Raw genomic sequence first — 13,684 nt, 5'->3', positions numbered from 1 at the left:
TTCTGGACGAAACAACTACGAGAGGTAATACTCAGCCGGTGTTCACCACGCGTCCGACCCTGCAGGGCACCTTCGGGATGGTGTCGTCGACCCATTGGCTCGCCTCGGCCACCGCCATGGCGGTGCTCGAGGACGACGGCAACGCCTTCGACGCGGCCGTCGCCGCTGCGTTCGTCCTGCATATCGCCGAACCCCATCTCAACGGTCCCGCCGGTGAGGTGCCGATGATCCTCGCGCCCGCCGGTCAGCCGCCGCGGGTGCTGTGCGGTCAGGGTCCGGCGCCGGCCGGCGCCACGATCGAGCATTACCGCTCGCTCGGCCTGGACCTGGTGCCCGGCACCGGGCCGCTGGCCGCCGCGGTACCCGGCGCCTTCGACGCGTGGCTGGTACTGCTGCGCGATCACGGCACGAAAAGCCTTGCCCGGGTGCTGTCCTACGCGATCGGCTATGCCGAGCACGGCGTGCCGGCGGTCGAGCGGATCGGCGATACGGTGGCGCAGGTCGCGGAGCTGTTCGAAACCGAATGGCAGAGTTCGGCGGCGGTATATCTGCGCGACGGCCGCCCGCCCGCACCGGGGGAGCTGCTGCGCAATCCGGCATTGGCGGCGACCTGGCGGCGCGTGATCGCCGAGGCCGAGGCGGCCGGTTCCGGCCGCGAGGCGCAGATCGAGGCGGCGCGGCGGGTCTGGCGGGAGGGCTTCATCGCCGAGGCGCTGGTGGCCGCGGCCGCGCGCCCGGCCATGGACACCTCCGGCGAGCGGCACGCGGGCACGCTGACCGGCGACGATCTGGCGAATTACGCGGCGACATACGAGGATCCGGCGACCTATACCTGGAACGGCTGGACCGTGGCCAAGCCCGGGTTGTGGAGTCAGGGGCCGGTGCTGTTGCAGCAGTTGGCGCTGCTGGACGAATCCCTGGATTATGCGACGGCCGAGTACTACCACCGCCTCATCGAGGGTTCGAAGCTGGCCATGGCCGATCGTGAGGCCTGGTACGGCGACAGCACCGCAGTCTCGCTCGAGACGCTGTTGTCGCCGGAGTACAACGCGGCGCGGCGGGCGCTGATCGGGCCGCGGTCCTCGGAGGAGCTGCGGGCGGGCAGCCCGGACGGGGCGCAGCCGCGGTTCAGTGAGTACGTGCGGACCGGTTCCGCCGCGGGCGTGGATATTCCGATCGGTGCGGGGGAGCCGACCGTGGCGCCCACCGGTGGCACGCGCGGGGATACCTGCCATCTCGATGTGGTCGATCGCTGGGGCAATATGATCGCGGCGACGCCGAGTGGTGGCTGGTTGCAATCCAATCCGCTGGTGCCCGAACTCGGATTCCCGCTCGGCACCCGATTGCAGATGTCGTGGCTGGATCCGGATCTGCCGAATTCCCTTGTGCCGGGCCGACGCCCGCGCACCACCCTGAGTCCGTCGCTGGCATTGCGCGGCGATACGCCGGTGCTGGCATTCGGCACTCCGGGCGGCGATCAGCAAGATCAATGGAGTCTGCATTTCTTCCTCGCGGTCGCGCTGCGGGAGCCGGTGCGCGGCGGATGGGATCTGCAGGGCGCCATCGACGCGCCGAACTGGCATCAGGAAAGCTTCCCGGGTTCGTTCTATCCGCGCGTGATGAAACCGGGTGCGGTAGTGGTGGAATCGCGGATCGGCGCCGAGGTCGTCGCCGAACTCGAGCGCCGGGGCCACCGTGTCACGGTGGGTACGCCGTGGTCGGAGGGCCGCCTGTGCGCGGTGGCCCGCGATCCCGAGACCGGTGTGCTGTCGGCGGGTGCGAATCCGCGCGGAATGCAGGGGTACGCCGCCGGGCGATAACTTCACAGAACTTCACAGAGCGTTCGGCACAGCGGTCCGTAATTACGAGATCGCTCTGTGTCGCACCGCTTTTCGGCAATTCAAGATCTTCTATTCTCCAACGAGAAAAAACAGAGACCGTGAAGTAGGTTGTAGCCCATGCTCGTTCGCCTCTCCAGGCTGCTGGGGCTCGGCGCTGTCGCCGTCGTGCTCGCTTCCTGTGCGCAGTTGCAGTATCCGGACCGGACCGCAACGCATACAGATGATTTCGGTACGCCCGTGGGTACGCAATCGATCCGCGAGGGCGGCGATCTCGTGATGGGTCTGTCGAATGAACCCGACAAGCTCGATCCGACGACCTCCAGTTCCTTGTATACCCGCTATGTCATGAGCTCGATTTGCGAGAAGCTCTACGACAACGATGCGGCGGGAAAACTGGTGCCGCAGTTGGCGACCGCATTGCCGACCGTCGCCCCGGACGGGCTGACGGTGACCATTCCGGTCCGCACGGGAATCAAGTTCGCCGACGGCACGCCGTTCGACTCAGCCGCGGTGCAGGCCAGCCTGCAGCGCCACCTCACCATGAAGGGCTCGCAGCGGACCAGCGAAATGGGCCCGATCGCCTCGATCGAGACCGACGGTTCCGATCAGGTGGTGATCAAATACAAGAAGCCGTTCGCGCCGATCACCGCCGCGCTCGCCGACCGGGCCGGAATGATCATGTCGCCCACCGAAATCGCCAAGGCCGGCGACAACTTCGGTACTCATCCGGTATGTGTCGGCCCGTTCAAATTCGTGAAGCGGGTGCCGCAGACCTCGATCGTGGTGCAGCGCGATCCGCTGTACTACGACGCCGAGAAGGTGCATCTCGACACCGTCACGTATCGCATCATGACCGATGCGAATATCCGTGCGGCCAACCTGCGTTCGGGTGATATTCAAGTGGCGGACACGATTTCGCCGCAGGATGTCGACGCCCTGGCGAAGGAGCCGGGATTGCGTCTGCTGCAATCGGGTTCGCTGGGTTTCCAGGGCCTGTTTCTGAACATCGGCAATGTCGACGGCGTCGGTAAGCCCGCCAAGCAGATCGATACCCCGCTCGCGAAGGATTCCCGGGTGCGGGAGGCGCTGTCGCTGAGCATCGATCGGCAATCTCTGGTCGATACCGTATTCAACAATTGGTACGAATCCGCGTGCACCGGGATCGTGCCGAACAGCACCTTCGCCACACCCGCCGGAACCGCCTGTCCCACATTCGATCCCAAGCGCTCGCGGCAGTTGCTGACCGAGGCCGGTGTGCATATTCCGTACCGGGTGTCGGTGGCGGTGCAGAACGTCCCCGATCAGCTGCGCTACGCACAGGCGCTGCAGGCCAGCGTCGCCGCGGGCGGTTTCGAGCTGAATGTCGTGCCGACCGAATACGCGACGCTGCTGGACGTGCAGAAGCGCGGCAACTATGAGGCGATGCTGAACGGCTGGTCGGGCCGGCTCGATCCGGACGGCAACATTTCCCGGTTCGTCCTGAGCGGTTCGAGCGGTAACTACGAGGGTTACAGCTCGCCTGTGGTCGACGATCTGCTCGGCCGGGCCGCGCGCACGAACGACACCGCGCAGCGCGCCGATCTGTACGCGCAAGCGGCGCAGGCGATCCAGAAGGACAACCCGTACCTCTACACCTATCGCATTCGCGTGCTGACGGTGCACTCCACCAAGATCACCGGCATCGAGGCCTATCCGGACGGCGTGGTGCGGCTGGGCCGGGCCGCCTATCTGACAGATAAGGGCTGAGGCCGATGCGCATTCGCTTACTCCGAACCCTCGCGCTCGGCGTCGCCGCCCTCGCGCTCGCCTCCTGTTCGCAGACGCCCCGGCCCACCGAATTCGCCTCGCATATGGACGATTACGGCACGCCGATCAGCACGCAGCAGGTCCGCCAGGGCGGTGATCTGGTGATGGGTCTGTCCAATGATCCCGATAAGCTCGATCCGACGACCTCCAGCTCGCTGTACATGCGCTATGTCATGAGCACGATCTGCGAGAAGCTCTACGACAACGACTCCTCCGGCAATCTGGTCCCGCAGCTGGCGTCGGGGCCGCCGCGGTTCTCCGACGACGGACTGACCGTCACCATCCCGGTCCGCTCCGGAATCAAGTTCGCCGACGGCACCGCGTTCAACGCCGCGGCGGTCGAGACCAGTCTCGAGCGCCACCTCACGATGGAGGGCTCGCAGCGCAGCGGCGAGATGGGCCCGATCACCGATATCGATTCCGATGGATCGAATCAGGTGGTGATCCACTACAGCACCCCCTTCGCGCCGATCACCGCCGCGCTCGCCGACCGGGCCGGGATGATCATGTCCCCGACGGCGATCAAGGAGGAGGGCAAGAACTTCGGCGACCATCCGGTGTGCGTGGGCCCGTTCAAGTTCGTCAAGCGGGTGCCCAACGCCTCGATCGTGGTGGAGCGCGATCCGCAGTACTACGACGCCCAGAACGTGCACTTCGACACGATCACCTATCGGATCATGCCCGATGCCAAGGCCCGCGCGTCGAGCCTGCGCTCCGGGGAGATCCAGGTGGCCGACACGATGTCCCCGCAGGACGTCGACGGGCTGAACGCGGATCCGCGGTTACATCTGCTGGTGTCGGGTTCGTTCGGCTTTCAGGGCTTCTATCTCAATGTCGGCAATGTCGACGGCGCGGGGAAACCGATCAAGCCGATCGACACCCCGCTGGCCCGGGATCCGCGCATCCGGTTGGCACTGTCGCTGACCATCGATCGACAGAACCTGGTGAACAAGGTCTTCAAGGGGTGGTACGAGGCGGCGTGTACGCCGATCGCGCCGCGCACCTCGTATGCGACCCAGGCGAGTACGGCCTGTCCGCAGTTCGATCCGGAACGTTCCAAGCAGCTGCTCACCCAGGCGGGTGTGCAGATGCCGTACCCGATCACCATGCAGGTCATGAATGTCGACGATCAGCTGCAGTACGCGCAGGCGCTGCAGGCCGAGGTCGCCCAGGGCGGATTCGATCTGCGGATCGTGCCCACCGAATACTCCGACATGCTGACCGCGCAGAAGAAGGGCACCTACGAGGCGCTGCTGCTCGGCTGGTCGGGCCGGCTCGATCCGGACGGCAACATCTCCCGGTTCCTCACCACCGGATCCAGCGGTAACTACAGCGGTTACAGCTCGCCCGCGATGGACGATGTGCTCGGCTGGGCCGCGCACAGCACCAGCGGGGCGCGGCGCGGGGCGCTGTACGAGCAGGCCGTTCGGTTCATCGAGCGGGAGAACCCCTATATCTACACCTACCGGCTGCGCAATCTGACCGTGCACTCGACCTCGGTGACGGGGATCGAGGTGTACGCCGACGGCGCTGTCCGGCTCGGCAAGGCCGCGTTCGTCACGGATCGGAATAGCTGAACAACCATGCTGCAGTATGTGTTCCATCGCTTGTGGCAGTCCGCTGTCACACTCGTGCTCGTCTCGCTCGTCGTCTTCATCGGGGTCCGGGCGCTACCCGGTGATCCGGCCACGGCGATGGCCGGTGAGCAGGCCGATCCGGCCGCCCTCGCCGCGATGCGCGCCCAGCTCGGCCTGGATCGGTCGCTGCCGGTGCAGTACTTCGACTTCCTCCGGCATGCGATCACCGGCGATTTCGGTCGCTCGATCCGCACCGGCATCCCCGTGCGGAGTCTGATCGGCACGACGCTGCCGGTCACGCTGCAATTGGCCCTCTACGCCATGATTCTCGCGGTGCTGGCCGGTGTGATCGGCGGCGTGATCGCCGCGGTGTACCGCGGCCGGTGGCCCGAATGGCTGGCCAACGGGGTCTCGCTGGTCGGAATGTCGGTGCCGACGTTCTGGCTGGGCATCATCGGCGTGCTGTATCTGTCGGTGGGGCTGGGCCTGTTCCCGGCCTCGGGATATGTCTCCCCGCTCGATGATCCGCTGCGCGGCATCTACTTCCTCACCCTGCCCGCGCTGATCCTCGGTGTGACCCACGCGGCCGTGGTGCAGCGGCAGACGCGATCGTCGATGGTGGAGACGCTGACCGCCGACTTCGTGCGCACCGCTCGGGCGAAGGGTCTCGGGCCCGGTACGGTGATCGTGCGATATGCCTTGCGCAACAGTCTGATCGTGGTGACCACGGTCATCGGTTTGCAGCTGGGTCTGCTCATCGGGAGCGCGTTCGTCACCGAACGCATCTTCAGTCTGCCGGGTATCGGGAAGCTGACCCTGGATTCGGTGTTCACCCGCGACTATCCGGTGATCCAGGCGGTCGTGCTGGTGATCACCACGGCCTACATCGTGATCAATCTGCTGGTCGACGTGCTGTACACCGTGATCGACCCGCGCGTGCGAGTGTCCGGGAGGGCGAAATGACCATCACCGACACCCCCGTCGCCGACACCGGTTCGGCCGCCGCGACCCCGCCGCCGGCCCGGGCCCGCGGACGGGTGCTGCGACATCTGCGCGCCAATCCGCTGGGCATGCTGGGCGCCGCGCTGCTGCTGATCGTCATCGTGATCGGCGTGCTCGCACCGCTGCTGGCGCCGTACGCGCCCGCCGAGGTGCATTTCGCGACGCCGTTCCAGAAGCCGGGCACGGTCGGATTCGCCTTGGGCACCGACGATTTGGGCCGCGATATCCTCTCCCGGGTGCTGTACGGCACGCGTGCCTCGCTCGAGGTCGGCGTGCTGGCGGTGCTGTGCGCGGTGCTCATCGGGGTGCCGCTGGGTCTGCTGGCCGGATACTGGCGCGCGCTCGATATGCTGCTGTCACGGATCGGCGATGTGCTGCTCGCCTTTCCGTTCGTGATCATCGCGGTCGGGCTGACCGCGATCTACGGCGCGGGTCTCGGCGAGGCCGCGATCGCGCTGGGCATCGCGCAGGTGCCGGTGATGATGCGCGTGGTGCGCGCGGAGACGTTGCGGCTCAAGGAGACCGACTTCGTCCTCGCCGCGCGCACGATGAACGTCTCGTGGTGGCGCATCCTGGGCGAGCACATCCTGCCCAACTCGCTGGCGCCGATCATCGTGCAGGCCACCGTGATCATGCCGACGGCCGTCCTGGGCGAGGCGATCCTGTCGTTCCTGGGGCTGGGCATCAAGCCGCCCGCGCCCAGTCTGGGCATCATGCTCTCCGATGCGCAGCAGTATCTGCTGCGCACCCCGTGGCCGGGCATCTTCCCCGGTGTGGCGCTGCTGCTGATCTGCTTGGGATTCAACCTCTTCGGTGATGCGCTGCGCGATGCGCTCGACCCGAAGACGAGCCGGTGAAGGAGCTGGCAATGACCGAACCACTGGTGGCGATCAGCGATCTGCGGGTGTCTTATGGCGCCGCGACCGCGGTCGACGGCGCGGATCTGGTGATCGCGCCGGGTGAGCGGGTCGCGGTCGTGGGCGCCTCCGGATCCGGCAAATCCACACTCGCCCATGCGATCATCGGCCTGCTGCCCGGCGCCGGCCGGGTGACCGGCGGCACCATCCGCTGGCGCGGTGAGGACATCACGCATGCGGACCAGAAGCGGCTGCGGCGGTTGCGCGGGCGCGAGGTCGGGCTGGTGCCGCAGGATCCGATGTCCAATCTCAATCCGGTGTCGCGGATCGGTCGGCAGGTATCGGAAACCCTACTGGCACACGGGTTGTGCACCCGTGGCGAGGCGCGGCAGCGCGCGATCGAACTGCTGGGTGAGGCCGGTCTGCCCGAGCCCGCGCGGCGGGCGCGGCAGTATCCGCACGAGTTCTCCGGCGGTATGCGCCAGCGCGCGCTGATCGCGATCGGGTTGGCGTGCCGACCCGAGCTGCTGATCGCCGACGAGCCGACCTCCGCGCTGGATGTGACCGTGCAGCGGCAGATCCTGGATCATCTGGACAAGCTCACCCGGGAGTTGGGTACCGCGCTGCTCTTGGTGACCCATGATCTGGGGCTGGCGGCCGAGCGGGCCGATCGGGTGGTGGTGATGTCCGATGGCAAGATCGTCGAATCCGGGCCCGCGCGTGCGGTTTTGACCGATCCTCAGCAGGAGTACACCCAGCGGCTGGTCGCGGCGGCTCCGGCGCGGGTCGTGCCGTTGATCGCGGGGCAGACGGTCGCGGAGACCGTGGCCGAGGACAAGAAGGCCGAGCTCGCCGAAGAGACTGTGGTGCTGGAGGTTTCGCACCTCAGCAAGGAGTACAGCATTCGCGGGCGCGGCGGGGTGCTGCGCGCGGTGGACGATGTGTCGTTCACGATCGCGCGCGGGCGCACCACCGCGATCGTCGGTGAATCGGGTTCGGGTAAGACCACGACGGCACGGATGATCCTGGGCTTGGTGCCCGCGACCTCCGGCACGGTCGAACTGGACGGCGCCGAGGCCGTCGGCCTGCGCGGCGCCCAGCTGCGGGCCGCGCGCCTGGCGATGCAGCCGGTCTTCCAGGACCCGTATTCCTCCCTGGACCCGATGTGGACCGTCGAACGCCTGATCGCGGAACCCTTGCGCGCCTTCGGCATCGGCGACCGCACCACCCGCCGCACCCGCGTCGCCGAACTCCTCGACCAGGTAGCCCTCCCCGCCGCCGTGGCCCACCGCTACCCCAACGAACTCTCCGGCGGCCAGCGCCAGCGCGTAGCCATCGCCCGCGCCCTGGCCATCGAACCCCGCCTGGTGGTCTGCGACGAGGCCGTCTCCGCCCTCGACGTCCTGGTCCAAAAGCAGATCCTCACCCTCCTGTCCGACCTCCAGGACCGCCTCGGCATCAGCTACCTGTTCATCTCCCACGACCTCGCCGTCGTCCAGGCCCTGGCCCACGACGTGGTCGTCATGCGCGAGGGCAAGGTGGTCGAACAGGGTCCGGTCGAGAAGGTCCTGAAGGCACCCAGCGATCCGTATACGCAGCGCCTGCTGGACGCGATTCCCGGTGCGGCGGTGTGGGATTCGGCGGCGGTGACCGCATAGCGGAGCCGTGGTCCGGCCCTGGTATATCTGCCGCAGCCCGAGCCAGGGCATACCCAGTCATCTCTCTAACGCTGTTGGCAAGCATCCAAGATTGACGTAATGATTACGTCATCATATGGTAGTAGCATGTTGTTCCCGACGCCTGCATTGAGTGCCGTCGATACCGATGTTCTCGCCGACGTCGATCGGATGCGCAACGAACTACGCCATGAACTGCAGGCCAAACCTGGCAAATGGGCGGGTAGGCTGCGTAAGTTCCTTACCGCGGATGCCGTCGCCGCGTCGAACTCGATCGAGGGATTCAAAGTCTCGACTATCGACGTGGAGGATTTGATCGCGGGCGAACGAGACGTCGAGGTCTCCGATGAAAACAGGGCTGAGACGCTTGCGTACGAGCGGATGATGACCTACATACAGACCCTGCACGACGTAGATGATTTCGCCTACAGCAAGGGATTCCTCAACGCCCTCCACTGGATGCTGCAGGGACACCGGCATGCCGAGCGGCGTCCGGCTGGGCAATGGCGACGTGGCCCCGTGTACGTGACCGATGCCCGGGACGCGAGTATCGCCGCATACACGGCGCCCGAGGCAAGCAGTGTGCCGGTCTTGATGGAAGAGCTCGTCGATTGGCTCAACACCGACGATGGCACGCACCCGCTCGTGCGCGCGGCGATGGCGCATCTGCATCTCGTGTCCATCCACCCGTGGAGCGATGGTAATGGTCGCATGTCGCGATCACTGCAGACACTGATGATCGCGCGGGGCGTTCTCGCGCCGGAGTTTTCGTCCATCGAGGCATGGCTCGGTCGGCCCGGTAACACCTGGGAGTACTACCAGGTACTCGGTCGGCGTGGCAGCACTTATCGGCCGGATCAAGATGTGTCCGAATGGATTCGGTTCAACCTGACCGCGTATCACCAGCAGGCACAAACCGTACATGCCCGTTGGGTTCGGTCCGCCGCGGTGTGGGCGATGCTCGAGAAGTATGTGGCGGGTATCCATTTGGACGAGAGGGTGGTCAGCGCGTTACATGACGTCGCTGTGTCCGGCAGGGTCCGTCGAACCCGCTATGAGCAGGCCGAAGGGCTGAGTCTTCAACAGGCGCAACGCGATCTGCGTGATCTCGTCACGGCTGGTGTGTTGCGGCCGGTCGGCCGGACCCGTGCCCGCTTCTACGTTGCTGGACCGGGCTATCCCGCAGAGGTTTTGGAAGTCGCCGGCACCCCGGCTATCCTCGACAACCCGTACGGGCGATAGCAACTTCGCGCTGATTGATCGCGGTTGGCTGGATAGCCTGCTGGAATCGATTCCCAGTGTGGGGGTGCTGGATTCGTCGGAGTCGAGTGCGGCGGTGAGTGCCTGACGCGAGGCCGCTGGTGCACCGGTCGATAGCGGTCGGGGTTGTCACCAGCTGGCCGGACGCGGCGATCGCCGGTATCTGATGATGATCACGTCCAGATCGCGCCACCACTCCCGCACGTACTTCGCCGAACCGATGCCGAGGTCGAGGATCAGGCATAGGCCCAAGGGGTACGTGCCCCAGTGTGCGCTCACCTCTATCAGGTGGGACGGGACCACCGAGCCGGTGAATACGTTCACGGCCAGCATGCCACCGGTCCAGCGTTGTCGATGGAATGCCCGAACGAGGCTTCGGTCGAGCGCGTCGGCGAGCTGGGCCGTGGGCGTGTCTATCAGTGCGGCTTGGTTATCGGGTCCGGCATGGTCGGCCCTGCGTGCATGCGGAGGGGGGCGGTTGCGGGTGAGGTTGTTTGTCATATCGGCTCTCCTCTCGGGAAGCGCCGAGATGCGCCCCGGCACTGAAAACGGTTCTGCGGCCCACGATCGCGGTCTACGTTCACGAAGTTCGCGGAATTGCGGCATAGCGTCCCCTTGATGTGGCGCCCGGAATCCGTTCCCTGGCAAAGGCTTCCATCAGCCGGTGGGCCTTCTTTATCAGTTACCGATCGGAGTTCGGGCGAATCATCGGCAACCATATGAAACGTCGGATCAGATGTGCTGGTCCGGGCTGGGTCACGATATGCGCGGCGCGTCGATCGCCGTCCAATGCGGTGATGTGGTAAACCTCGCCCGGTAGATAAACGGTGCGGAAAGAAGTGGAGAACGCTACATGAACGAAATCACGTCCCGTCGTCCTCCCATGCGCGCCGTAGGGCTACCGACAGGGCCTGAATCAACTCGGGACTGGCTCCCCGGCTGCCGGATTCCACTCGGGAAACCGTCGCTTCGCTCCAGGTAGCGCCGCTTTCGCGGGGTGGCATCAGTGCGACCAAATCCTTGATCGACAGCTGTAGCGCCTTGCGTACGAGGCGGAGTGCGACGGGGATCTCAACGGGCTTGCGGGGTCTACGTCTGCCGTCTCGTCTCATCTGTGAGACATCGGCCATGTGATCTAGGTTACACGCATCGGAGTGTTAAACCATAGAAAGCGGTTCAAAAACCGTGGGTAATTTTGCCTATTTGTCACATGGTAGTGGAAATATGGTTAATCCCAAGGTCAGCAATTGTTTCGTCAACCGAAACGCCGAGTCATGAAGCGCTCGATGCCTGACCCGTCGATATAAAAAGAGTGTAAATTGGACCCCAGCGGTTCTTCTGGACGGAAGACCTACTCTCAGGCAGGCACATGATGACCCGCAAGCGCACTGTCAAGGAGCAACGCACAGTCGACCAACGCAAGGTTCGGCTCGGCGAGCTGATGGCCGAACGCAAGGAACTCCTCGGACTCAGCCTCTCCGTGATCGAGGTGTACCTTGCTCGCGCGACGTGGCTGACCTTCGTGCGCGGGGAATTCAGCGATCATCCGCATGAGATGACCTTCGCGAAGATCGAGCAGGTGCTGGGATGGCTGCCGGGCTCCTGCCGCGTCGTGCTCCAGGGCGGCCATCCCCCGGTTCCGCGCGAGGTGACCGCCGACAAGCTGCTGACGGCGCACGTCAGCGCGATATCGCCGCACTCCGAACAGTCGGACCGGCACCGCATCGCCGAGCTGCAGCAGCGCAGCTCGCAAATGGTGGAGCTGGCGAAAGCCGAACGCGTGGACCGCAATCTGTTGCTCATGTACGCCCGCAACATCCGAGACCTGGTGGGCGAGCTCTTCGGCACCGCCGACAATGGCGGCTACTCGATGATCGACCCCGAAGCGGCAATGCTGGAAAGCCGTTCGGCAAGCGAGCCGCACCGCCACGGAAAGTTATCCTGACGGTTCGCGTGGATTGCTGCCTGCGGGTGGTCTTGCCGGAATATCCTGGGCGGCGAGCACCGCAGAGAGGGGTTCGCCATGTCGGACAGCCGCGGACCGGCGGGCTCGCGATTACCGACCGAAATCGACACCACCACACCGCATGTGGCACGCCTCTACGATTACTGGCTCGGGGGTGTGGACAACTACCGTGCCGATCGACTGCTGGGTGACGAGATCGCCACTCACATCCCGAGTATTCGTACCATGGCACGCGCCAACCGGGCTTTCCTCGGTCGTGCCGTGCGCTACGCGATCGCCGAGCTGGGCATCGACCAGTTCCTGGACATCGGCACCGGCATTCCGACCGCACGCAACACCCACGAGGTCGCCCAAGAAGTGGACCCCGCGGCGCGCATCGTCTATGTGGACAACGACCCGCTCGTGCTGGCACATGCGCGCGCCCTGATGGGGAGCACGCCGGAAGGAAAGACCGCCTTCATCCACGCCGATCTCCGCGATCCGGTGTCGATCGTGACCGATCCGATCCTCACGGCCACGCTCGACCTCGACCGCCCCGTCGCCATCGTGCTGGTCATGGTCCTGATGTACTTCCCCGACGATGAGGACGATCCACGCACCATCATCAAGCGACTGCTCGATGCGATGCCCCCCGGCAGCTGTCTCGTCATCAGCCATCCCACTGCGGATTTCGATCCACAAGCTCTCGCGCGGGCCACACAAGCCATGGAGCAGGCCGGTATCACCTTCGTCCCGCGCGGCCGCGCCGAGACCGAAAGCCTGTTCGCCGGCACCGATCTCGTGGATCCGGGTGTGGTTCCGGTGCGGGAGTGGCACCCCGAATTCGCCGACACATCCATATTCGGCGGCACGTTCGATACCGAAACCGCCTGGATCTGGGCGGGTGTGGGACGTACACACTGAGCATCGCGCTCAGTCGTCGAAGATGGCCACGGCTCGGGTCCAGCCCGCGGAGGCGGCGTGGATCTTGACGGGGAAGCAGGCGATCTGGAAACCGTTGGCGGGCAGCGATTCCAGGTTGTGCAGCTTCTCCAGGTGGCAGTAGCCGATCGTGCGGCCGGCCCGGTGGCCCTCCCAGATCACCGAGGCGTCGTGGTCGCGGGCGTAGCGGGCGGCGGTGTGCACGAACGGTGCGTCCCAGCTCCAGGCGTCGGTGCCGGTCAGCCGGACGCCCCGCTCCAGCAGATACAGTGTGGCCTCGCGGCCCATACCGCAGCCGGAGGACACGTAATCGTCGGCGCCGTACCGGATTCCGGCCGAGGTGTTGACCACGACGATCTCGAGCGGCCGCAGCTGATGACCGATGCGCTTCAACTCCGCCTCGACGTCCGCGGCACGGACCACATACCCGTCCTCGATATGGCGGAAGTCCAGCTTCACCGCCGGCTGCAGGCACCAGTCCAACGGGACCTCATCGATGGTGATGGCCCGCGCCCCGCCGTCCATGGTCGCCGAATAGTGGTAGGGCGCGTCGAGATGGGTGCCATTGTGCGTGCTGATCCGCACGCGTTCGATCGCCCATCCCTCACCGTCGGGCAGATCGTCCACCGTGGCGCCGGGAAAGAACCCGAGCACATCGGATGCCGTATCGGCATGAGAGTAGTAGTCGATCTCCGGTAGATGTCCGGGCGGATCCGAGGCGATTCCCGCCCGCAGCGGTACGGAGATATCCACCAGCCTGCGCACGATCTCTCCCTTC

The 13,684-nt window shown here is 65.6% G+C and carries 11 protein-coding genes; 9 read left to right on the top strand and 2 right to left on the bottom strand.

Features of this window, described 5'->3' with window-relative positions; translation table 11 throughout:
* Nucleotides 1–38: 38 nt before the first annotated feature.
* The 7 genes from ACIA76_RS18015 (at nt 39) to ACIA76_RS17985 (ending at nt 10,001) form a co-directional block, all read left to right on the top strand.
* Nucleotides 39–1,820 (top strand): gamma-glutamyltransferase family protein, encoded by a 1,782-nt coding sequence (locus ACIA76_RS18015; protein ID WP_397152930.1) that lies wholly within the window; start codon nt 39–41, stop codon nt 1,818–1,820.
* A 138-nt stretch (nt 1,821–1,958) separates the two neighbouring features.
* Nucleotides 1,959–3,587 carry an ABC transporter substrate-binding protein gene (locus ACIA76_RS18010; RefSeq protein ID WP_397152929.1) on the top strand — a complete coding sequence of 543 codons (1,629 nt, stop codon included), beginning with the start codon at nt 1,959–1,961 and terminating at the stop codon, nt 3,585–3,587.
* 5 nt (nt 3,588–3,592) lie between these two features.
* Nucleotides 3,593–5,224, top strand: coding sequence for an ABC transporter substrate-binding protein (locus tag ACIA76_RS18005; protein ID WP_397152928.1), 1,632 nt, complete (start codon nt 3,593–3,595; stop codon nt 5,222–5,224).
* A gap of 6 nt (nt 5,225–5,230) precedes the next feature.
* The gene (locus tag ACIA76_RS18000) at nt 5,231–6,187 is read left to right on the top strand and encodes an ABC transporter permease (RefSeq protein ID WP_397152927.1); all 957 of its coding nucleotides are present in this window, start codon (nt 5,231–5,233) and stop codon (nt 6,185–6,187) included.
* Entirely contained in the window at nt 6,184–7,083 is a 900-nt protein-coding gene (locus ACIA76_RS17995; RefSeq protein ID WP_397152926.1) for an ABC transporter permease, read from the top strand. Before ACIA76_RS18000 ends, ACIA76_RS17995 begins: the two co-directional genes overlap by 4 nt.
* Nucleotides 7,084–7,094: 11 nt before the next feature.
* The gene (locus tag ACIA76_RS17990) at nt 7,095–8,741 is read left to right on the top strand and encodes an ABC transporter ATP-binding protein (protein ID WP_397152925.1); all 1,647 of its coding nucleotides are present in this window, start codon (nt 7,095–7,097) and stop codon (nt 8,739–8,741) included.
* 126 nt (nt 8,742–8,867) lie between these two features.
* Nucleotides 8,868–10,001, top strand: coding sequence for a Fic family protein (locus ACIA76_RS17985; protein ID WP_397152924.1), 1,134 nt, complete (start codon nt 8,868–8,870; stop codon nt 9,999–10,001).
* Between the two features lie 147 nt (nt 10,002–10,148).
* Here the strand turns inward: ACIA76_RS17985 and ACIA76_RS17980 are convergent, their stop codons facing one another.
* Nucleotides 10,149–10,520, bottom strand: coding sequence for a hypothetical protein (locus tag ACIA76_RS17980; protein WP_397152923.1), 372 nt, complete (start codon nt 10,518–10,520; stop codon nt 10,149–10,151).
* An 868-nt stretch (nt 10,521–11,388) separates the two neighbouring features.
* On the opposite strand from ACIA76_RS17980, the gene ACIA76_RS17975 reads away from it, so the two are divergent.
* Complete coding sequence (locus tag ACIA76_RS17975; protein WP_397152922.1) at nt 11,389–11,964, top strand: hypothetical protein; 576 nt, start codon at nt 11,389–11,391, stop codon at nt 11,962–11,964.
* A 78-nt stretch (nt 11,965–12,042) separates the two neighbouring features.
* Nucleotides 12,043–12,888, top strand: a complete 846-nt coding sequence (locus tag ACIA76_RS17970; RefSeq protein WP_397152921.1) for an SAM-dependent methyltransferase — start codon at nt 12,043–12,045, stop codon at nt 12,886–12,888.
* Nucleotides 12,889–12,897: 9 nt separating this feature from the next.
* Here ACIA76_RS17970 and ACIA76_RS17965 read toward each other — a convergent pair whose 3' ends face one another.
* Nucleotides 12,898–13,671 carry a cyclase family protein gene (locus ACIA76_RS17965; RefSeq protein ID WP_397152920.1) on the bottom strand — a complete coding sequence of 258 codons (774 nt, stop codon included), beginning with the start codon at nt 13,669–13,671 and terminating at the stop codon, nt 12,898–12,900.
* Nucleotides 13,672–13,684: the final 13 nt, after the last annotated feature.

The organism is Nocardia sp. NPDC051570 (assembly GCF_044454005.1).
GTDB lineage: Bacteria > Actinomycetota > Actinomycetes > Mycobacteriales > Mycobacteriaceae > Nocardia.
The sequence above is the reverse complement of the archived record's forward strand: the minus strand, read 5'-3'. Positions and strand labels throughout refer to the sequence as shown.

Excerpts from the sequence above, each read along its gene's own strand:
- ACIA76_RS17975 (WP_397152922.1), top strand. The coding sequence starts at position 11,389 with ATGATGACCCGCAAGCGCACTGTCAAGGAGCAACGCACAGTCGACCAA.
- ACIA76_RS18010 (WP_397152929.1), top strand. The coding sequence starts at position 1,959 with ATGCTCGTTCGCCTCTCCAGGCTGCTGGGGCTCGGCGCTGTCGCCGTC.
- ACIA76_RS17985 (WP_397152924.1), top strand. The coding sequence starts at position 8,868 with ATGTTGTTCCCGACGCCTGCATTGAGTGCCGTCGATACCGATGTTCTC.
- ACIA76_RS18005 (WP_397152928.1), top strand. The coding sequence starts at position 3,593 with ATGCGCATTCGCTTACTCCGAACCCTCGCGCTCGGCGTCGCCGCCCTC.
- ACIA76_RS17980 (WP_397152923.1), bottom strand. The coding sequence starts at position 10,520 with ATGACAAACAACCTCACCCGCAACCGCCCCCCTCCGCATGCACGCAGG.
- ACIA76_RS17995 (WP_397152926.1), top strand. The coding sequence starts at position 6,184 with ATGACCATCACCGACACCCCCGTCGCCGACACCGGTTCGGCCGCCGCG.
- ACIA76_RS17970 (WP_397152921.1), top strand. The coding sequence starts at position 12,043 with ATGTCGGACAGCCGCGGACCGGCGGGCTCGCGATTACCGACCGAAATC.
- ACIA76_RS18000 (WP_397152927.1), top strand. The coding sequence starts at position 5,231 with ATGCTGCAGTATGTGTTCCATCGCTTGTGGCAGTCCGCTGTCACACTC.
- ACIA76_RS17990 (WP_397152925.1), top strand. The coding sequence starts at position 7,095 with ATGACCGAACCACTGGTGGCGATCAGCGATCTGCGGGTGTCTTATGGC.